Raw genomic sequence first — 21,015 nt, forward strand, 5'->3', positions numbered from 1 at the left:
ACGTCCGCGGCCTAGACGCCAGACTTGACGGCGAGTCCGGCGGAGGCACCCGCCGTATGCCTGGTCACCATGCTGCTCGGCATCTGTCAGGTCGTCGCAAGCACCTATTGGAAAGTTGGGAGGAATCGGCCGGCTGTCAGCAAGTTGCCGATCCGCTTTGTACAAATGGGATTATTCCATTTCCGACATAAAGTTATTGGTAATCGTTCCGTTTCGTCGTACTTTTATATTCACAGCCACCGAAATCTTCGCTTTCGCAAACGTCTCATCCCATTTTTTCCCTAGATCACGATAAGCCTCATGATGCTGACGCTCCATCGTTTCCCCGAAGCCAAATATATCGACGCCATACTTCCGTTGAACCGTCGTGATGGTTTCCTCCACTCGTTGTTTAATAGTTTCGTTTACGCGCCGCTCGATGGCATCATAGACTTGCGGCTTCGACAAATCCTCGTCGCATTCGAAGGAATCGATGTATCCTTCGCCTCGAAGATTAATCTCAAAAGCTGGCAGAACTCCATCCACGCCGGCATGAATCTCGGCATGCGGCTCGAGCAAAGAGATGACTGCCACTTTACGTTTACCGCACTTCATCGTTACTTTCGTGTTGATTAATTCGTTCTGCAGCCACAAATAATGGCTCGTATCCTCCGCGTTCAGAAAGCCTAGGAGTCGCAAATGGTTAAATACGCCGATGCCCCGGCTTTCTACCAGTGCAGGCAATATCGTTTTCATGTTGGATTCATTGTCGATTCCTTTAGCAATCAATCCCTCAATCGTAACGGCAGGCAATACGGGCTGACGGCCGCTAGTTAATAGATCTTGTATAAAAGATTTCAAAGAAGTTTCAGGCACGAAACCTCCCTGCTTGTAGCCGCGTTCCAGTTGATCGGATATTTTGAACGCCGATACGGGCTCAAGCGGATGCGTAATGCTCAGCACGTCCCTCGCGGTATGGCCTTGGGCTAATAGGATCGGTGTCCGCGGCCGGACATCCTTGCTGCTCTGCAGGAAATCCAGAAATTCCAGCCACCCGTTCCTAGCGAGTTCTTCTCCAAGCACAATGACTTTCAGTTGCGTGTAGACAACCTTCCGCGAAAGCCCCATGTTCATTTTGCTGCTAATGTCCGCTATCGAATCGCCTTCCATTGAATACGCCACGACGGTCGTTTGTCCCTTTGCCAGCTTGCTGGTAAGCTCGGTCGGATTCAGCATGGCCACAGTAAGCCGATACGTATGCTTTACGCCTTTATCGATGCCGATCCCCACCACGATGCCGAGCTCGTTAAGCTCCATATGGTCCCAACAAGCGGTTTGCGTAGCCAGGAATAATAGCGCAAGCAGCATAGCAAAAAACCGCTTCATGATTGTTGCTCCTCCTCTTGCCGCTCGCTTCGGCTTGCCGTACGCTCGGACGGCGCATCATCGTTGAGATAGCCCGGCTTGCGCTTGTTCCGCCATATAGGGAGACGCAAAAATACATCTTCTTGTTCATTCGGCATAAATGGCGCAATCGGGGTCAAATAGGGCACGCCGAATGAGCGTAAGCCGGCAAGATGCGTCACCATAACGATCGTGACAAGCAGCACGCCGTATAGACCTAGCACCCCGCCGCTCATGATCAAGATGAACCTTAGAATGCGGGACGTCGCGGCGAAGTTATAAATCGGCGACACATAATTGCATATGCCTGTCAAAGCCACGATGATAACCATGACGTTCGACACGATACCCGCCTCGACCGCGGCTTGACCAATGACAAGCGCGCCGACGATGGATATGGTTTGCCCCACCGCGCGAGGCATACGCGCACCCGCTTCGCGCAGCAGCTCAAAGGTTACTTCCATCATGACGGCTTCAAGAATAGCTGGAAACGGCACGCCTTCCCGCTGGGCAATCAGACTGACAAGCAGCGTGGCTGGGATCATTTCATGGTGATAAGTCGTTATGGCTACATAGAGCGCGGGCAGCAATAGCGAGATCAAATAAGCCAAATAGCGAAAGATTCGAACGACCGTGCTTACCAAGAAATGCTGGTAGTAATCTTCCGAAATCTGAAAAAAATCGTTAAATACAGTTGGCACTAGAAGCACGAACGGCGACCCGTCTACCAGAATGGCTACTTTGCCTTCGATAATTCCCGCCGCCGCGCTGTCCGGTCGTTCCGTATTGAACACGGTCGGATACGGCGTCCCGTTCGCCGCCAAAAACTCCTCGATATTTCCCGAGTCCAAAATCTTGCTCGTCCGAATCCTGGCGAGCTTTCGGCGCACCTCATCGACAATCTCTTGACGAACCGTTCCCTCCATATAAGCGATATACACGGCGGTGCGCGTATCCTGACCGATATAAATAGCTTCGAACCGGAGCTTCGGGTTTTTGATTCTGCGGCGAAATAGACTGACATTCGTTCCTATGGATTCGGTAAACGCGTCTTTCGGACCACGAATCACCGTCTGAGTAGATGGCTCCGAAATGGAGCGCCTTTCCATGCCGCCTACATGAACGGCAAGCAGTTGGTCCATTCCCTCGAATAACAAAATGCCGTAGCCGGACAATAAATTCCATACGGCGTCATGCTCGCGGGCCATGATTTGGAAGTTCACGCCGGCGAATCGCTCTTCATAGAACTGTTGCAATTGTTCATGGCTCCGCAGCGCTTCTTTCGGCCGTTCTCCATGCGTCAAGGGCATCATCAGAATATCGCTGACCAACTGAGCATTTGTCATGCTCTCCAAATAAATCAATAGGCCGGGCTGTTCGCCGATTCGAAACCTATTCATTCGGAGATCGGCGGAATCGCCGAAGACGGTTTGAATGCGCTCTCGGTTTTGCGACAGACTGGTCGTGAATACCGCCTCGTTTTTCTCATCCGATACGGGTGGAGGCATGGAAATACCGTCATCCATCCGTTTCTCATTAGGACTGAACCAGTCGAATACCTTCACTGCGGCTTCCCTCCCCGCTTCGCCAAAACCAACATGACTAGCGCGAACGCCGGAATGTATAGCTGAAAAGGCATATGAAAATATAGCGTTAAAGCAGAATATCCTTTTTCAATATGGTCGGCAATCGACTCCGCATTGGCTATTGAACAGAATGCCACCAACAGGCACATAGGCAAGGCAAATGAACGATAAGGCATTCTGAAGGCATGCTCCAGTCCTCTTACTCCCCCAAACATAAAAACAAAAATTTTGATAAAAATCCCGATCATCATAATAAATACGATAACCGGATCGATTCTTTCCAAGAAATCGCCAATGGTTATAAGCTTGGCTACGCTCATAAGCGGGAAGTTGTATTGTTCCCGCAGCTTGTAGCCCGCGGCCAATAATTGAAGCAAAACCGAAAACACGAGGAGCAGGCTGCTGACGATAAATGCGGCCAATACGACCCGTTTAGCATGACGCTTCTCATTGTCGTTGATATTCCCAATCAGCAGCGAGAACAGCAAGGGGACTTCACCAATCGGAAAACCAAGCAAAGTCGGGAACGCCGCTTGCATAACCGGCTTCACCCCCTCCGCCATCACCGGACGAAGATGCTTCCATTCCAAAATTCCCGAAAACACTAGCAATAAGGCAACGCCGAATATAAACATAAAAAAATAAGGAAAAAACACTTCCGTCACCCGAGCGCCCGTTTCAATGCCAAGATGAAGCATATAGGCGACTGCCAGCATCATCGTAATGGCAATTACTTCGGAGGGCGTTCGCGAGTATATCGCCACTCCCATCATTTCCACGAAATCCCTCATGACAAATGCAGCCAAATAAAATAGATAAACGGAATAAAGAACCGCCAGTCCCTTACCGGCTAACAGACCGAACGCTTCGTCAAATACTTCAAAAAGCTGCTTGCCCGAACTTCTGGTCAGCAACAAATGATACATAACGAACATTCCGAATCCGGCAATCATGGCAATCAATAAGGCGAGCCAAGCATCGCGCTTAGCCCCGAGCCCGAGCGACATGACGACGGCGCTCCCAAGCTCAAAGGTCACTATCAACACAAATAACTGCCACAGCGAGATCGTTTCTTTCTTCATTCCGGCGACTCCGCAGAGCCGACATCGATTGCGTTGTTTGCTCGCGCACGGGTGATGTCTCCCGCTATACTAACGGCATACCCCGCAAGTAGGGATAACAAAATCCAGCGCTGCTCAACCATCCCTCGTAGCGCAGTCCATAAGTCCGGCTTGTTTACGGCTATTTCAACGAACGCCATCGAACCTAGAAGCAGGAGAAATACGAGCGAAAAAACGATCGTCCCCATCTTGAACATCCACCTCATCGTTGTAGGGTTTACGGGTGGCGATTTAACGAACATCGCCTATGATTTGCCGGTATCGTTCTTATATCGTTTCCTAATTTTCCATTTCTATCCGACCGGTCTTCTTATATTAGTGAAGTGATGCCATGTGGAAAATTAGGTACGGCGTAGAAAGCATCTTGTAGTCTCGTTGGTTTGTTATTGGATCCGTTCGTTCGCCAGCTCTGGGACTCACTTATATCATCCCAGGAGTCTTTTTATTTCTCAAACTCCGTATTTCTTCATAATAGGAATGCTGCCCTTTAATTTTAAAACATGTTTAAGCATGTACAATAAAAAACCTCCCCGCAGCACCCTGCAGAGAGGTTCCCTCTAATAAAAAATCTTCTCATCCCGCTTTTCTTTAAGGATCTCGACCGCTTCCCTGAAGCGTAGCGAATGCACGATCTCGCGCTCCCGCAGAAACTTCAAACTATCTTGCAGATCCACGTCATCCGTCAGGTCGATCAGCCACTGATATGTAGCGCGTGCTTTTTCCTCTGCCGCAATATCCTCATACAGATCCGCAATCGGATCGCCTTTGGCTTGAATATAGGTAGCCGTAAAGGGTACGCCACCTGCGTTCTCATAGAACAACGCGCTGTCATGGGCAACGTAGTGTGCGCCTAGACCCGCTTTCTTCAATTGCTCAGGCGTTGCGTCTTTCGTTAATTTATATATCATTGTTGCAATCATTTCCAAATGTCCGAATTCTTCCGTTCCGATATCTGTCAGCAGTCCGACTACTTTATCCGGGATCGTGTACCGCTGGTTCAAATAACGCAGCGCTGCCGCCAGCTCCCCATCGGCACCGCCATACTGCTCCATAAGGAACTTGGCCATTAATGGATCGCATTTGCTTACGCGAACGGGATACTGCAATTTTTTTTCATACACCCACATGAATGGCTTCCTCCTCATAAAAAATAATCAATCCGTCTCGTTACACTTGCCACGGCCAGGGTGCTTCGTTCCAAGACCAAGGAGTGCCGGATAAGCTTTGACCAAAATTTTTTAACGGGCCGTATTTAGATTCATAACGATAAGCGATTTGCTGTCTTAGTTTTGCGTACTGGTTATATTGCTGAATGGCATTTGCATCTGCCGGATGTGTATCCAAGTATAAGTTCAACTCCACCAAAACAAAATCCACAGCCTGTAATTCATGCAAGAGCTGGTAATACTCCTCGTTTAATGTAATCGCCATGATTACTCCCCCTCTTCCTGTCTCGCATTCTTCGTATCATAAGGGCTGTATAATGCTGGCCATAAGGTGCCATATTTCAAAGCCTCGAATGGCGAGAATTGGGGAAGATTGGGTGGTTGAAAGGCAATAAACAATTGCGGAGGCGTGCTGTAGCTTTTCACTAAAATCGGCGGGCAAGGATCGAGCGGGCTAATAAACGGCTTATAAGAGCGTACCTGATCATTCACGATAATGTCTCCTCTCACTCTCTTCTTCCAATTAATATATGTAAGAGTACTTGCCCAACATTACACCTAGTTAACTTCGATCAACTACCATGCCAATGGTATTTCTCGAATCACAGTATTCATGGCGTTTATTATGACTCCACTAAATGCCCGATTTTCACGGTAATTTGTGATCAAAAAAACGATGCTAATCAACAAAGAGGTTGACTCAAAAGAGGTACGCTCGCTGTAGAAACAGCTCGCACAATCGAAGATAAGAAGAATATTCCATAAAAAAGCATTGCAGAAGGTTATCCTGTACAGTTTTTTTTGACTTTGGTCTATTGCTTTGCTGATTTCTTCAGCACATGATGGTAAACAGAGCATTTAAATGATTCTGGAGAAGCGACAGCGGTCGTTTTTGTAAAGGGATTAAGGCCACTCCTCGTTGATTCAAAGAAATCCCTGAGCAATGCGATCTGAAGAATATTTAAATGTGGAGAGACAGAATATTTAGAGAATAAGTATACCTTTTTCTCATTGATGCTGGCGAGTAAAGGAGCACCGTTCTTCCGGAGCCGATTCCTTGAATTTCTTATTGAAGAATTCAAAAACGAAGTGGATAACATAAAAAGGGAAAAACGAAGGATTACCTAAAGATCTTGTCGTTCATTTTGTAGCTTCTTCCTATGTAGGAGTAATTGAGTGGTGGTTTACGAACGAAAGGCCAATCACCCATCAATTATTAGCAGAACAGCCGGGAACTATATTGGAGAGAAATTGCGAATAAATAATCATAGATGAAATCTATTATTTTCATAGAAAAAATCATATTGTTCTATCATATTAAATCTCATACAATGAGGCAACAGCAAAGAGATGAGTAAATGATAAGGGAGAGATAAGGAGGAAAACAAAGATAGTACGGCACATCATGGCACGGAAAAGTTGGCATAAAATCAATTGGAAATATGGATACTAAAAAAAATTTCCAGATGATTCATAATTTTCTTTTGGCGTTGCCACGACAACATAGAACGAATGCGCCCCGCATTCGGTAAACAAAAATGGCATAGAAAGTGGTGACTATCCATGCAGACCATGGCTACCCTACAAAAACAAAAAAGCATCGGTTCCGTTCAATTTTTACCCATTAATCTGTTTGCGTCGGTTATGGGCATATCAGGCTTGTCATTGGCTTGGAAACAAGCAAGCATGCTATTCGGCACATCCCCTGTCATTGCTGAATGTATTGGTATTGTTGCATTAGTTGTATTTATCGTGTTAAGCATAAGTTATATCTCAAAATGGGTTCTTTATCCGCAGATCGTGAAAAATGAATTTACGCATCCGATTTTAGGTCATTTTTTTGGCACGATCACAATTTCCATACTATTGCTTTCCTCCGTGATAGGATTCTACAGCCAAATATGGGGGCAATTGATTTGGATACTCGGAACTTTGCTCACCTTAGCGCTTAGCTTTGTTATCGTTACACGCTTGTTCAATGGGAATCACGAGCCGGTTCACGTGGTTCCGCCGATGCTGATTCCTGTGGTAGGAACGCTTAATATTGCTGTTACCGGTGGGTCAATGCCGTTCGCATGGGCTCATGAAATTAATCTGTTATCGCTCGCAATAGGAGGATTTGTTGCTCTCATTTTCGTTTCCTTGCTCTTCTCGAGATTGATTCATCAAGCTCCGCTGCCAACAGGATTAACGCCTTCCCTCCTCATTATGATTGCTCCGTTTGAGGTTGGTTTCCTTGGCTATACGAACTTCGTGCAGCGAATTGATCCGTTTGCCTCGATCCTGTTTTACTTTGGCCTTTTTATGTTCCTTGTGTTGTTCTTCAAAGTATTCAAAAAGTCCATACCGTTTGGCGCTTCCTGGTGGGCAGTAGGATTTCCGATGGCTGCCCTTAGCAATGCCGCATTAAAATACGCGATGTTTGTGGATTCTTGGCTGCTTATCGCGATTTCAGCAATCTGTCTGGCTTTCGTAAGCATTGTATTGGCCGTTCTCTTTATTCGAACAATTACCATGCTATTTAAAGGAAATCTGCTTAAAGGGTAAACACGCTCACTATTACGGACAAATATAAACAACAAATAAAGGAGACACGGGAGCATTCCCGTGGCTCCTTTATTTGTTAAACCTAGATTCCTCCCTCTAGATCCTCTCCAAAATTGGATGCTCGTCAGAAGGCGTAATTCTGCGATCTGAATTCACTTCCCTAAATCCGGGAACCCTATCGTTGACTATATAAGGAGTGATATTGCCTTGACTGATAAGTATTCATATTGGACTAACACAAGAATTCCATTTTCCCGAAATAAACCTCTCCATTTCATGAAAATCGTATTCATCCTATTTTTTGCTCTTATGGCAATATCACCAACGAATCGATCTCAATGGCTCGCGAATAGCTTAGCACTTGTCGTCTTTATTCTTGCCCTTGTGATCACGTTCAAATGGTTTCGTTTTTCAAATCTGTCCTATCTTTTTATGCTTGTTTTCTTTTTGCTTCATAGCTATGCAGCACATTATACATACGAAGGCACACCGATTGACCATTGGCTAAAAGCCTCTTTTCACACAAAAAGAAGCTATTACGATCGAGTCGTACATTTCGCTTTTGGCTTATTGTTTGCTTTCCCGCTTCTTGAGATATTAAAATCCAAAGTCAAGCTAAGTGGAGTCTGGATCTATATGCTGCCCGTTGTGGTTGTGCTCAGTTTTAGCGCACTATTCGAAATCTTGGAAATGGCAGCGGCCTTGGTTGCTGGACCAAATGGTGAAGCCAAATTTGTTGGCATGCAGGGTGATGTCTTCGATACGCATAAAGATATGGCATTAGGCTTGCTTGGCGGTATCGTATTTATGTGTATTTTCGCATGGAAAACCTGGAAAGAGGATCATTGAAGTACTGATTGAACTACTATAATAAACACTATGTCTTATACGATGCTATATATTTCAAATGTCAAAAAAGAAACCAGTCCATCATCTAATTGCAATGACAGACTGATTTCCCAATGGCCCATGCGGCTATTTCAAGCTGCTTGTTGATGGTGCCTTCTTACCCAAGAAGAAGTAAGCCAGCATCGCTGAAACACTTGTCAATAAAATAATGACGCCTAACGGAACCGCGGTGTCCTCGCCTGCGATGCCAACTAGCGGGGACACAATCGCTCCCAGTAAGAAAGGTATGACGCCAAGCAAAGCTGCTGCGCTGCCCGCCATATGGCTCTGGCTCTCCATGGCGAGCGGGAACGCTGCGGTAGACGTAATGCCGATTGCCGCTACGAAGCAAAAGAGCGGAATGACCAATGCGAATAGCGGCCCATGGAACAGGGCTACGACTAAAACGGCGACACTTGCTAAACAGGCAAGCAGCAGTCCGATCAACAGAAAGGTATGTTCGGATACGCGATGCGCCATTCTCCCCACCAGCTGGGAGCCGATGATTAGACTAATCCCATTCGATCCGAACAAAAGCGCGAATACAGTCGGCGAAGCTCCGTAAATATTTTGATAAATGAATGGCGTTCCTGAAACGTAAGCGAATACCCCAGCGATCATAATGCCCTGTGCCAGCATATAACCGACAAACTGGCGATCCCGCAAGAGCATTCCGTAGTTCTGCAACTGCTGCATGAAATTGCTGGGTCTCCGCTGATCTGGTGGCAATGTCTCTTGCAGCCCCCATTTGGTCATGGTCAGCAAGTAAACGCCGAGCACAGCCAGCATGACAAAAACGCCTTTCCAGTTCGTGAAGGTGAGTATCCCGCTGCCGGTTACCGGCGCTACGAGTGGCCCCAAGTTGCCGACAAGCAACAGCATGGAGAAAAATTTAGTTAGCTCGTGGCCGCTATAGAGGTCGCGTGCGATCGCGCGAGAAATAACGATGCCCGCAGAAGCCGCGAAACCTTGTACGAACCTAAAGACGATCAAGAGTGCTATATTCGGCGAGAATGCGCAAGCTAATGAGGCAATCGCATATACGGCCATGGAGATAAGCAGCGGATTACGTCGACCGTAGACGTCGCTCATCGAGCCCATGACCAGCTGTCCGATACCGAGTCCGAGTAGACAAGCGGTCAGGCTAAGCTGCACCAGCGAAGCCGTCGTTTCATATTGCTTTACAATCTCCGGGAAAGCCGGCAGGTACATATCGATCGTAAAAGGGCCGAGTGTCGAGAATAAACCAAGCAGCAAGGCTAGTTTAACCACTTTCAGATTGTTGCTTTTAGTCATAATCCAATGAATCTCCTATTCCACGATTAAGAATGCAAAAGACTGGAAACAAACCGACTTTTGCCTTCTAAGTTTATGTTAATCAATGATGTGTTTTATGGATCAGAATCCCGCGGTATATTGTTTCGGAACCTGCGTTTCCTTCTTCAACTGTGTTGCAGCTTCCAGCACCCAGTAAGGATTTCTGAGGAGCCCTCTACCCACGGCAACCAAATCAGCTTCTTCATTACCGATAACTGCATTCGCCAAAGTAGGTTCATCCAATCTCCCAACAGCGATTACAGGTACCTGAAGCGCTTCTTTGATCTCTTTAGCCAACGGAACTTGATAAGCTGCATGGGATCCCGGTCTTCCAAAAGCAGCGATAGGTCCTTCTCCGCCCGAAGAAATATGAAACATATCTACTCCTGCTTCTTGATATTCTTTGGCAAAAGCAATGCTATCTTGAATACCATATCCCCCTTCGACATATTCCTTCGCCGAAATTCGCATCAGAAGCGGCATGTCAGCAGGCATCACGGCTTTGGCAGCTTTAATAACTTCACGCCCAAAAAGCGTTAGGTCGTTTCCATATTCATCCTCGCGTTTATTCGTTAGCGGAGAATGAAATTGATGAATCAGATAACCATGTGCGCCATGAATTTCGATCGTATCAAACCCAGCCTTCACCGCACGTGCTGCTGCGTTCCCGAATTTCTCTACCATGCCCTTCACCTCTTCGGTTGTGAGCGAACGGGGCAATTTCGAATGCTCATCAAACGCAATTGCAGATGGCGCTACGGGCAACTCCGCATCTTCCGCTTTCCGTCCCGCATGAGCAATTTGGATACCCACTTTAGCGCCATAAGAGTGGCAGGCATCCACGATTCGTTTCAAAGCAGGAATCTGCTCATCAGACCATAAGCCTAAATCATAATCTGAAATACGGCCATCCGGCTCTACATCTGTCATTTCAATGATGATGAGGCCCGTACCGCCAATAGCTCGGCTAACATAATGCAAGTAATGCCACTCCGTTGCAATCCCATCCTTATTTTCTACCGAATACTGACACATAGGTGGCATGACCACGCGATTCTTTAATTCCATTCCTTTAACCGTATAAGGACTTAATATATCTTTCATCAACTAGTCTCCTCGTTTGTTTTAATTTTATTAGCGCCAATAAAATGCATGCGCAAGCATTTATTTTACCACTATTATTTTTACTGTCAACTTCCATGCACAAAATTTACAGCTACCTCTATCGTGCCCGTAGCCGGTTCATCATTCCGAGGAAAAATCTAAAAATGGGTACCGTTAAGGCAATTTTGGTATCAGATGCTGCAGCTTCTTCAATTCATCATATTGGATATCCAATTGTAACACCTCGTTAAACGTGTTAAGTGCGGATTGGAATTTATTTTCACCCAGCTCCGTAATCCTCGTATAAATGCCTCTGCGGTCATCTTCGCATACAAGTCTTTCTAATGCGCCAAAGTTTTTCGCTTCCATTCTCACGACTAGTCTGGAGATCGCGCTTTGGCTTAAACCGATCATTTCCTGCAGCTGCTGCAACCTAAGTTTTTTATTATCCGACTTAGTTATGAAATATAACACATAGAACTCTTTCAAGGACAAATTGTTTTGCTCTTGTAGCGTTCTTTCTAATTTATCATTGACACCGGAATAAAGATCGGTCAAAAATAACCATGAATCTAAGGTATCCTTTTTATTTTCCAAAGCTGATCCACCTATTCTAATTGAAATATTACCTAGCGTATAACCTAGTGTAACAATCTTGATCGAAACGGTCAAAACCTATTCCAACCCTCTTGTCAGTTATCGGTAATAATTTGAATCGCTTTATTAGGTTTTTTACTCCTTAAAATAAAAAACGAGATTACCGCAATTGCCATACATACCCAGTAAACATCACGCAAGCCTACAAACTGAGCAACCATACCGCCACCTAAATTGCCTACTAGCCTTCCTATAATGGACCCATTGTAATAGATCGCTGTGGACATTCCCGGCGAATTTGGAAACAGCTCCGTGAAATAGCTCAGCCCGTTTCCCATGACAATAGCCACGAAGGCTGCCTGTAAAATCTGTGCTGCAATCAGCTGCCAGGAAGCTGTCGCAATACTTAATATCATGCAGTAAATGAAGGCAATAACGCAGGCGCTGATCATTAAAGAATGGTTCGATATCCGTCTGCCCAGGGCACCAAGCACAAACATAATGGGGATCTCCAATCCAGCGCAAATACTAACAACCAGACCGACATCTGTATGTTTGCCATGCAGTTCATTCACAATAAACAACGGCGTGACGATTCCGTTTATCGCATTGACCGAGAATAAGAGGATGAAAGCAATTAATGGAAACCAGAGCTGCCTGCGGTTGAGCAAAGCGGTACCATTATCCGGTCTCTTCTTTTGAGCTGCTCTTTTCTTTGGCAGAAATAGAAATGCAAGCGATGCGATAACAAGAAAAATAGCGGAAGTCCCCAGGAATAGCCCCTCATATCCGACAGCCCCCAAAATAATGGTTCCGATTAATGGGCCTATAAGAAAGCCGAGAGATACAAGTGAACGTAGAGTAGACATGGCGAACGTCTTGTCATCGGAGTTGCTTTCATTTGCCGATTGCTGTGCGTACGCATAAATTTGCGGCATAGCAGCAGACCCTAAACCGCTGAAAAAACTAACAATGATAAGCAAGACCAAGAAATGGTCTAACACTAAATATGAAAGATAGCCAAATGCCGATGAAACCGTCGCTATAATAATAATGAGTTTCCTATCCAGCTTGCGATCTGAATATTTACCAATAAACGAGTTGGCCACTACGCCGCTTAATGAGCTCACAGCTGTGAAAACACCAAAGGCTCCCGCGCTCATTCCCAAATCTTCCGTAAAATAGAGGGCCAAATACGGCATCGTTATTGAAATCCCGACGCCGACCAAAAAAACACAAATGACAAATATTCGGTAACCTTTAATTTCAAACAGATTTTTTAGTCGAGTGTACACGTTATTCTCCTTGCTTCAACGTTGTTTTCCGCTCTTTTGTTATCCCCTGATTATGAATAAAATGTAGCGTATAGTGAGTCCCTGCAATATAGATTCCCATCATAGATAAGTAATCGATAATAAATAGCATGGTTGAATCCTCGCCCCCCCAGCCAAACGGGTTATAAATCATTAGTTTCGTTCCCATGTTTTGCTCAAAAGAAGCTTGCACGCCATACACGACAATCAACACCGCTGCTGCACGGGCTGCAAAGGTTCGCATACCATTTATTCCGGTTATGCCCGTCATTTTCCGAACGGCTTGGATCATTCTTCCCCATGAAATCCCGATATGGACAGCCATGAAGATAAATCCCCAATAAGCAGTGAGAACATGAGTCTGACTCCATATCATTTGATTCTTATTGTTATCAAAGTCAAAAATGTCACGTGATATCGGAATGGAGCTGATAAGCACTATCGCCATTGAACCTAGAAAAAGCAGATTAACCATAAGGCTTAGAGCACGTTGAATACTGTACTTCCCCTTGAAAATCGTCTTATACCACCGTCGATTTAAGAAATTGTGGATTAAAAATAAAAGCAATAAGATCGTTCCGACTACTTCATGCATTGCATTTCCGGTTAAATGGTAAGCAATTGCCACTAACATGAAAACAGTCATCAATAAGTCAATGAACAGCCTGCTCAACAATTCTCGCCTCAATAAGCTCGCCTCTTTCTAGATACTCATTGTTGATTAATCGTAGTCAGATAATTGGCTAGCGATGTCAACTTCCACTCCTCTATTTGAGAGCTTGCTGCATGGCTGTCCGAGCTTTGCTCCGCCGCACCGGTAAAATCCTCCAATTCGTAGCTCTCCATCTCACCAAACGTGTACACGAAATCATCCCGTTCCTCCGTTGCGTGGCAAGAAATGCACCTGCCGATACTTTCCTCCGAATCAACGGTCTTACCGTCAGTAAATGCTTGATAGCGCCAATCTCCGTTTTGCTTTTCCGAAGATGTCCGGCCATCCCAGTCAGTACGCTTTTCCGATACGAAAATTTGGGATAAAACGCCGCTCCGATAGATCTCGAGCGCAAGGACAGCGCCGTTAGGAATGGGTTCCCCACGTTTTACCGCTTCGATCGTTTCGCGACTCGCATATATCTTCTCATCCACATCTCCGCGAGTTACGGTTGCATAAACTTCGCCCTCTTTATAATTCTCCGGGAATTTGACAACCTCACCGCCAACCTCTGGCTGCTCAGAAGACTGAGCGCTGCTGCCCATTTCATCGGAATTGCTCCCACATGCAGACAATATGATTACCAAAACTAATCCTAAAGCACATAAGTACAGTTTTCCCACCCTATTTTCCTCCTTATTGAAAGGCCTGCACTGACGATTAGGCCGCATGATTTCAATGCGTGTAAACTCATTATGCAGGATATGATGAGAGGAACGTTAACTCGATTATCTTAAATGATTGCCTATTTCTCTCGCTTGCCAAATAACCATGTTGTACGATAAATCACTATTTCGTACATAAATAAAGAAAGGCAGCTGAATGACGATGATGATCAGCTGCCTTTCTTTATTTATGGCTTATTTTGTCAGTGCAATGATCTTCGCTCTTCATGGAACGGTTGTCTTAACGAGGCTTTGATCTGCATTTCCGTCAATCTGCTCATAGGTTTCCTTCAGCCGCTTTATGTCCGTCTTCGGAGGATAACCAAACATGCGGGAATACTCACGGCTAAACTGGGATGAACTTTCATAACCAACCCGGTACGCAACCTCTGTGGCATCTGCCGACTCCATTAACAATAGGCTGCGGGCTTCTTGCAGCCGCAATTGTTTTTGAAATTGAAGCGGGCTCATCGCAGTAAATTCTTTAAAGTGCCTGTGGAACGAAGAAACGCTCATGCTCGCGACATCGGCAAGCTCTTCAATTCTCAAAGACTGATCATAATGTTGGATAATTTGGTCAATGGCCTCCCTGATCCGATAGGTGTTGCTTCCTTCCATCGCAATTTGAGCAAGGGTTGCGCCATATTGGCCTTGAAGAAGCCTATATATGATCTCTTTCTTATGAATTGGGGTAAGATAGGATATATCTTGAGGAGTATCGAGCAACAGCACCAAACGGAGTATGGCATCTAATATGGATAACTCGATCTGACCGACAAACATGGCCCGCGCTGCATTATCGTTAGCGTTGAAATGAATTTTGGCATCTTTTAATACCTCTAGCACTTCATTCTGGCTTAAATCAAGTTTCAAGCTTAAGTAAGGCACATCAGGTGAAGCCTTTATTACCTGTCCGATTACCGGGAGGTCCATAGAGGTGATTAGATAATTGGAGGGGCCATATTCTAAGCGCTCTTCTGCAAGGAAAATCTCTTTCAACCCTTGCGTAACAAAACAAAAAGAAGGATTGAATACCCGGTAGGCTGGCACATTCACCATATCAGAACGAATGAGATACAACGAAGGGATTGTTGTCTGTAATACACCCGATTGATGACAGTGACGGTTGATTATTGCCGTAATGTTATCCTGCCTAATTTTTATTTCTTCAATCATTGGCTCCTCCTTGAGGCATCATTTTGTTTTATTATACGCCATTTGTTTGCTAATAAGGAATGCTGCTGAGAGGATTAGGCAATCATTTAAGACGAATGAGATATCCGTGCGTTGTCTAGGCATACATAATGAAGTCATGCCCTACAGTGCTACGTAAACAGATGCATGGAAATGGACGAAGATGTTGAGGATATACTTGATTGCACTCGCGGTTACGCATACGTAACAGGTTATACGACTCATGAACACTCATCTCATTTATAAATAATGGAGGTACTATCATGCAGAAAGTCATTTTGAACAATGGCGTTGAAATGCCTATACTCGGTTTTGGTGTTTTTCAGATTGCTGATCCAAATGTTTGCGAACAAAGCGTTTATGACGCTATTATAGCGGGATATCGGCTGATTGACACCGCTGCCTCTTATATGAATGAAGAAGCGGTTGGCAGAGCGATTAAACGGAGTGGCGTGGCGAGAGAAGAATTATTTGTCACGACGAAACTTTGGGTTCAGGATACTGGCTACGAAAGCACCAAACGAGCATTTGAAAAATCATTGGAAAGATTGCAATTGGATTATTTGGATTTGTATTTAATTCATCAGCCATTTGGCGATGTGTATGGCTCTTGGCGCGCGATGGAGGAACTGAACCGTGAAGGAAAAGCACGAGCAATTGGCGTAAGCAATTTCCATCCGGACCGCCTGATCGATCTGATTCTTCATAATGAAATCGTTCCTGCCGTAAACCAGGTTGAAACGCACCCCTTCAACCAACAAATCGAAAGTGCGAAATTCATGAAAGAAAACAAAGTTCAAATTCAATCCTGGGCGCCTTTCGCCGAAGGAAAAAACAACTTGTTTCAAAATGAGGTATTACGCTCCATTGCAGAAAAACATCATAAATCCGTTGCTCAGGTCGTTTTACGCTGGTTGACACAAAGAGAAGTCGTTGTGATTCCAAAGTCTGTTCGGAAAGAAAGAATTACCGAAAACTTTGGTATCTTTGATTTTGAATTAGGGCAAGAGGATTTAGATACCATTGCTGCATTAGATACGAATCACAGCTTGTTCTTTTCGCATCGCGATCCCGAAATGGTGAAATGGATTGGTACACGTAAACTTGACATTTAGCCAATCGCTATTTTTATTACTCACCGTCTGATCCGTTTTTAGTTAGAACAAGATAGTGTCAATGAATCAAAAAGAATACAAACAAGAACGCCGGTTGTCATTCTGAACGTGACAGCCGGCGTTCTTATTCACCATTCAAGACCATTTGCTATTGCATGGTAGGTCCAATCATGCTGCCGAGCAGTCCTGTAAATACGGCAAATACTCCAGCCAACTCAGGCGACCCACTTAACAATCCAGCAATTTCTATTGCTATTGGGGTCGTAACTGATTTGGGCATAAGGGTCAGCATCATTTGTTCAGATCCCTGAAGGAGACTGAAATTTCCCCATACGGCAAACAGTCCAGATATTGAACCTGCACTGACGGCTGATAGAATAGGTAGGATACTATACTAGCAGCATGTTTCCAATCCTCGTTTATGGCTCTATTTTGAAATCCCAATAGCCAAAAAATAGTTGTGACGGAAGGATTCGTTGTCCGGATCCCGGATAGTCTGGAATTGGACGTCGCAAGTCCATTATTATGTGCAGGCATTACCACGTACTCGCCTTTAAAACATTGGAACGCTGGCCCAGGCAAGAAGGTTGCCATTGTGGGAATGGGCGGACTTGGGCACGTAGCGATCCAATTCGCTCATGCTATGGGTGCTGAAGTCACCGTATTGAGCCGCTCTAATAACAAGCGGGAGGAAGCATCAAAATTTGGCGCCGATCATTATTTTGCGACAAGTGACCCCCATACATTTGCCGAATTAGCAGGTCGTTTCGATCTCATCTTAAACACCGTGTCTGCAAATCTGGATGTCGATGCGTATTTATCGCTCCTTCGCATTAACGGGACGCTCGTAAACGTTGGAGCACCGGCTGAACCTGATAACTATCATGTTTTTTCATTAATTATGGGTCGTCGCAGCATTGCAGGCTCGCTCGTTGGAGGGATTCGTGAAACGCAGGAAATGCTCGATTTCGCAGCCGCACACGGCATCGCCCCTATGATTGAAGTGATCCGTGCGGAACAAGTCGAACAATCGTATGAGCGTGTCCTCAAAAGCGATGTGCGCTATCGATTCGTTATTGACATTTCCACTTTATAATTTGCGATTAAACTAATTCAAAAATGCCATGGGTTGGAGTTAAGCCAAATCAAATGAGCAGGCCACCGAAGCGCCTGCTCATCCCTGTGTCATACCTTTCTTTTTCCGTTAACATTCCTATTCGGTAGCCTGCATCCAATTATTTACCTGAGTATGATTAACGAAAATATCCTGTTAAAATTCCAGCTAATAATTCCTTGTAATCCTGCTTTTTATACGAGGAGTTGTCCACTTTTTCCTTGGCTATTTTTAAGCGATTAAAAATTCCGTTTTCCAGTTCCTTCCTTGCATGAAGAACCTGCAGCGTTCCTTCTAAACCCTTGCAGCCCTGATTTCTCCCATATCCTTGGTTCGTATAATAGTCAATGAATCCCTCTGACCATTCCTTCGGCCTTTCACGTACAGCCTTTCTGAAAGAATGCTCGAGATCGTTCTGTTCGACATAGATCAACAAAGGATTCAACCGCTCCGTGATTGCTGCCAGTTCTAAGACATAACTCATAACGTCTTCCTTATTTGAATCATATTTAATCATTCCCATGGTTACGGGGTTTTGTATAAAACAACAATCAAAAATGAAAGTATCTGTCTCTTTCAGAACACTCTCCGTAAACTTCTTCCATTTTCCGGTTATTAATTTCCTATTTAGATCTAGCGGCAATTCATAAATATCCTTTTGGGCAACTGCGTGCAGCCATTCATCTGGGATGCTTGGCCCATATTCATTATTCATTTTTCGGTAATCTATCAAATAATGGTTGCCGTATTTAATCATATTCTTATTCAACAAGTCGCTAAACTTATCATGGGTCCTCAATAATTCGTCGAATTCATCGTTCTTCAAACAGGCGACTCCATCGTAATCAGCAGGATGTTCCGGATTTCCTTCTAAAAACAGCTGTGATTTAATGTTCATTTCCGCAAGGATTTCATGAACGAGATTGGCAGTTGTTGATTTCCCGAATCCCGGTAACCCCTCAATCATGACTAACTTAGGTCTCATCATAATGTTCCTCCATTCGCTATTGGGAGGATAAACAGGCAAGTATCAATAGAGATGCGGTTTCCCGCGAAATTAAAAGCGGATACCATCAGGTATCCGCAAAGTGGGTTTCTGATACACCTTCCCTGCAAATCCTGTAAGATTAAAGACAAGCATGCCAAATAAAATAGTGAAATCACTATTACAGGCATCATCTCGAATGGTCAATCTTTACAGGGTAATCCACATGATAAGGTATATGCTCCTTTGAATGCATCTCTAGCCATTAGATTAACATTTAGCTTAGCTATTTTCAATCAGGGTTTTACCCTACAAACCTGAGCTTTGTTTAATTTGGAACATTCCTGTACTTCTAAAATCGTTTCCTTCCAAGCTTATAGGAAGCTGTTTTCCTATAAGCAAGCATATAAAATATGCGAATATACTATTCCTTAACGGAGCCTAATGTAATTCCGTGAATAAAAAACCGTTGTAAAAACGGATAAACGATAAGTACGGGTATCATGGCAATAAATATTTTCGCTGCGTTAAGCGTCTGATTGGACAGCTCGTTAAGCCGTTTATACTGATCTTCCGTCATATTCGAAGAATCGATAACAACAACGAATTGTTGAATTAATGTCTGCAGCGGATAATGATCCTGCCCCGAGGTCAAAACAAGGCCGTGAAAAAACTCATTCCAATGATAAACGATGGTGAACAAAGTAACGGTTGCTAAAACCGGCACTGCTAAAGGAATATACAAGGTAAGCAGCATCCGCCATGGACCTGCTCCATCAACCAAAGCCGCTTCATCCAATTCTTTTGGTAGATTGCGGAAGTAGTTTACGATTAAAATAACATTGAACACCGGAACGCCGCCTCCGAGTACGAGTCCCCAGATCGTATCATATAAGCCTAGCGCCTTCACCGTCATATACCAAGGAATTAACCCACCATTAAATAACAGGGTAAAGACGAGAATCCACATAAACACGTTCCGCAAACGAAAATCCCTTGTGCTTTTGGAAAGTGGGTACGCCATTAAAGTTGTGACGACAAAGGTTATGAAGGCACCGATTAAGACTCGCTGAATGGATATCCTAAAGGATATAAAAAATGAGCTGTCGCCAATGATTTGCTTATATGAATTGAAATTGAAGCCAATCGGCCATAGCCACACCTGCCCCGCTGCCGCCGCCGATTTTTCACTTAGAGAGACCGCTAGCGTGTACCATAGCGGAAGTAAACAAAGAAAAGCGATGAGGAGCAGTACGATCAGGAGCATAGAGTCAAACAGCTTAGATCGAAGTGTTGTTTCTCTTATCATGATATTGCTCCTTTATTAGAAAATACGGTAATTCGCAAATTTTGAAGCCAGCATATAGGACACGATGATCATAATAAATGAGACAATCGACTTCAATAATCCTACCGCCGTCGCTAGCCCGTATTGCATGTTCAGCAGTCCTTCGCGATATACCCAAGTATCAATAATGTCACCCGTTGAATAGAGCAGCGGATTGTATAAGTTAAATATTTGGTCAAACCCCGCATTCAATACGTTACCCAGGCTTAACACGGAAAGCAATACGATTGTGGCTCTCAGCCCAGGCAATGTAACATGCCAGATTCTTCGCAGACGGGTCGCTCCATCGATCGACGCAGCCTCGTAGAGGGAAGGATTGATTCCCGTCAATGCCGCTAAATATATAATGGTATTAAAACCGAATTCTTTCCATACATCACTTCCTACCACAATGAACGGAAACAGGTCAGCGCGTGCAAAAAACAGTACGGGATCTATCCCAAACGTATTTAATAGGGCATTTACAGGGCCGGTGTAGGAAAAGATATCGAGCAGTATTCCGGACAAAATAACCCATGACAAAAAATGCGGCAAATACACAATCGTTTGTATCCATCTTTTTGCTGCCATCAGGCGAAGCTCATTGAGCATGATTGCGAACACAAGCGGAATGACCAGGTTGCCTACAATTTTCATGACGGCAATAAATATCGTATTAAAAAAGATCGTTTTCGTATCGTTCAACGAAAACATGTATCTAAAGTTTTCAAGCCCTATCCATTCCGATTTGAAGAAGCCCTGACCGGGATTAAAATCCTGAAATGCGATTACAACCCCAAATAGGGGGATGATGCTGATCAGCAGCAACCAGACAAAACCGGGAAGAAGCATGATGTAGTAATGCTTGGTGAATACTCTGT

The 21,015-nt window shown here is 44.6% G+C and carries 21 protein-coding genes and 1 pseudogene; 4 read left to right on the top strand and 18 right to left on the bottom strand.

The genetic code is table 11. The features are described from left to right. Positions 1-171: 171 nt before the first annotated feature. The 7 genes from AC0YN3_RS24655 to AC0YN3_RS24685 all read right to left on the bottom strand — a co-directional run bounded on the left by AC0YN3_RS24655 (position 172) and on the right by AC0YN3_RS24685 (position 5,748). Positions 172-1,365 carry a Ger(x)C family spore germination protein gene (locus AC0YN3_RS24655; RefSeq protein ID WP_475777586.1) on the bottom strand — a complete coding sequence of 398 codons (1,194 nt, stop codon included), beginning with the start codon at positions 1,363-1,365 and terminating at the stop codon, positions 172-174. Further along, a complete protein-coding gene (locus tag AC0YN3_RS24660; protein ID WP_475777587.1) occupies positions 1,362-2,948 on the bottom strand; it encodes a spore germination protein in 1,587 nt (528 codons plus the stop codon). Before AC0YN3_RS24660 ends, AC0YN3_RS24655 begins: the two co-directional genes overlap by 4 nt. Next, positions 2,945-4,051 (bottom strand): GerAB/ArcD/ProY family transporter, encoded by a 1,107-nt coding sequence (locus tag AC0YN3_RS24665; protein ID WP_475777588.1) that lies wholly within the window; start codon positions 4,049-4,051, stop codon positions 2,945-2,947. The genes AC0YN3_RS24660 and AC0YN3_RS24665 overlap by 4 nt, the downstream gene beginning before the upstream one ends. After that, entirely contained in the window at positions 4,048-4,278 is a 231-nt protein-coding gene (locus AC0YN3_RS24670; protein ID WP_475777589.1) for a hypothetical protein, read from the bottom strand. Before AC0YN3_RS24670 ends, AC0YN3_RS24665 begins: the two co-directional genes overlap by 4 nt. Before the next feature lie 369 nt (positions 4,279-4,647). Continuing rightward, complete coding sequence (locus AC0YN3_RS24675) at positions 4,648-5,217, bottom strand: manganese catalase family protein (protein ID WP_475777590.1); 570 nt, start codon at positions 5,215-5,217, stop codon at positions 4,648-4,650. Between the two features lie 40 nt (positions 5,218-5,257). Next, positions 5,258-5,521: a spore coat protein CotJB gene (locus AC0YN3_RS24680; protein ID WP_475777591.1), complete on the bottom strand. Its 264-nt coding sequence runs from the start codon at positions 5,519-5,521 to the stop codon at positions 5,258-5,260. Positions 5,522-5,523: 2 nt separating this feature from the next. Continuing rightward, on the bottom strand, positions 5,524-5,748 hold the full coding sequence (locus AC0YN3_RS24685; RefSeq protein ID WP_475777592.1) for a spore coat associated protein CotJA: 225 nt from the start codon (positions 5,746-5,748) through the stop codon (positions 5,524-5,526). Between the two features lie 1,071 nt (positions 5,749-6,819). On the opposite strand from AC0YN3_RS24685, the gene AC0YN3_RS24690 reads away from it, so the two are divergent. Further along, the gene (locus AC0YN3_RS24690) at positions 6,820-7,803 is read left to right on the top strand and encodes an SLAC1 anion channel family protein (RefSeq protein ID WP_475777593.1); all 984 of its coding nucleotides are present in this window, start codon (positions 6,820-6,822) and stop codon (positions 7,801-7,803) included. A 207-nt stretch (positions 7,804-8,010) separates the two neighbouring features. Then, positions 8,011-8,652: a DUF2238 domain-containing protein gene (locus AC0YN3_RS24695; protein WP_475777594.1), complete on the top strand. Its 642-nt coding sequence runs from the start codon at positions 8,011-8,013 to the stop codon at positions 8,650-8,652. A 126-nt stretch (positions 8,653-8,778) separates the two neighbouring features. Here the strand turns inward: AC0YN3_RS24695 and AC0YN3_RS24700 are convergent, their stop codons facing one another. The 7 genes from AC0YN3_RS24700 to AC0YN3_RS24730 all read right to left on the bottom strand — a co-directional run bounded on the left by AC0YN3_RS24700 (position 8,779) and on the right by AC0YN3_RS24730 (position 15,575). Next, positions 8,779-9,987, bottom strand: a complete 1,209-nt coding sequence (locus tag AC0YN3_RS24700) for a Bcr/CflA family multidrug efflux MFS transporter (protein ID WP_475777595.1) — start codon at positions 9,985-9,987, stop codon at positions 8,779-8,781. 102 nt (positions 9,988-10,089) lie between these two features. Beyond that, entirely contained in the window at positions 10,090-11,112 is a 1,023-nt protein-coding gene (locus AC0YN3_RS24705; protein ID WP_475777596.1) for an NADH:flavin oxidoreductase/NADH oxidase, read from the bottom strand. 174 nt (positions 11,113-11,286) lie between these two features. Beyond that, a complete protein-coding gene (locus AC0YN3_RS24710; protein WP_475777597.1) occupies positions 11,287-11,709 on the bottom strand; it encodes a MarR family winged helix-turn-helix transcriptional regulator in 423 nt (140 codons plus the stop codon). 95 nt (positions 11,710-11,804) lie between these two features. After that, positions 11,805-13,004 (bottom strand): sugar efflux transporter, encoded by a 1,200-nt coding sequence (locus tag AC0YN3_RS24715; protein ID WP_475777598.1) that lies wholly within the window; start codon positions 13,002-13,004, stop codon positions 11,805-11,807. A 1-nt stretch (position 13,005) separates the two neighbouring features. Next, on the bottom strand, positions 13,006-13,695 hold the full coding sequence (locus AC0YN3_RS24720; protein ID WP_475777599.1) for a DUF4405 domain-containing protein: 690 nt from the start codon (positions 13,693-13,695) through the stop codon (positions 13,006-13,008). A gap of 38 nt (positions 13,696-13,733) precedes the next feature. Continuing rightward, the gene (locus AC0YN3_RS24725) at positions 13,734-14,357 is read right to left on the bottom strand and encodes a cytochrome P460 family protein (RefSeq protein WP_475777600.1); all 624 of its coding nucleotides are present in this window, start codon (positions 14,355-14,357) and stop codon (positions 13,734-13,736) included. A gap of 267 nt (positions 14,358-14,624) precedes the next feature. Continuing rightward, entirely contained in the window at positions 14,625-15,575 is a 951-nt protein-coding gene (locus AC0YN3_RS24730; protein WP_475777601.1) for an AraC family transcriptional regulator, read from the bottom strand. Between the two features lie 281 nt (positions 15,576-15,856). On the opposite strand from AC0YN3_RS24730, the gene AC0YN3_RS24735 reads away from it, so the two are divergent. Beyond that, complete coding sequence (locus AC0YN3_RS24735; protein WP_475777602.1) at positions 15,857-16,708, top strand: aldo/keto reductase; 852 nt, start codon at positions 15,857-15,859, stop codon at positions 16,706-16,708. 148 nt (positions 16,709-16,856) lie between these two features. On the opposite strand, the gene AC0YN3_RS24740 is transcribed toward AC0YN3_RS24735, so the two are convergent. Then, a complete protein-coding gene (locus AC0YN3_RS24740) occupies positions 16,857-17,096 on the bottom strand; it encodes an LrgB family protein (protein ID WP_475777700.1) in 240 nt (79 codons plus the stop codon). A gap of 57 nt (positions 17,097-17,153) precedes the next feature. Here AC0YN3_RS24740 and AC0YN3_RS24745 point away from each other — a divergent pair. Next, positions 17,154-17,804 (top strand): annotated as a pseudogene (locus tag AC0YN3_RS24745) (NAD(P)-dependent alcohol dehydrogenase); the annotation flags it as partial. A 157-nt stretch (positions 17,805-17,961) separates the two neighbouring features. Here the strand turns inward: AC0YN3_RS24745 and AC0YN3_RS24750 are convergent. The 3 genes from AC0YN3_RS24750 to AC0YN3_RS24760 all read right to left on the bottom strand — a co-directional run bounded on the left by AC0YN3_RS24750 (position 17,962) and on the right by AC0YN3_RS24760 (position 20,986). Beyond that, complete coding sequence (locus tag AC0YN3_RS24750; RefSeq protein WP_475777701.1) at positions 17,962-18,807, bottom strand: P-loop NTPase family protein; 846 nt, start codon at positions 18,805-18,807, stop codon at positions 17,962-17,964. A 424-nt stretch (positions 18,808-19,231) separates the two neighbouring features. Next, positions 19,232-20,116 carry a carbohydrate ABC transporter permease gene (locus AC0YN3_RS24755; protein ID WP_475777603.1) on the bottom strand — a complete coding sequence of 295 codons (885 nt, stop codon included), beginning with the start codon at positions 20,114-20,116 and terminating at the stop codon, positions 19,232-19,234. A 15-nt stretch (positions 20,117-20,131) separates the two neighbouring features. Further along, entirely contained in the window at positions 20,132-20,986 is an 855-nt protein-coding gene (locus AC0YN3_RS24760) for an ABC transporter permease (protein WP_475777702.1), read from the bottom strand. Between the last annotated feature and the right edge of the window lie 29 nt (positions 20,987-21,015).

The sequence above is a fragment of the Paenibacillus sp. J22R232 genome, from assembly GCF_056269165.1.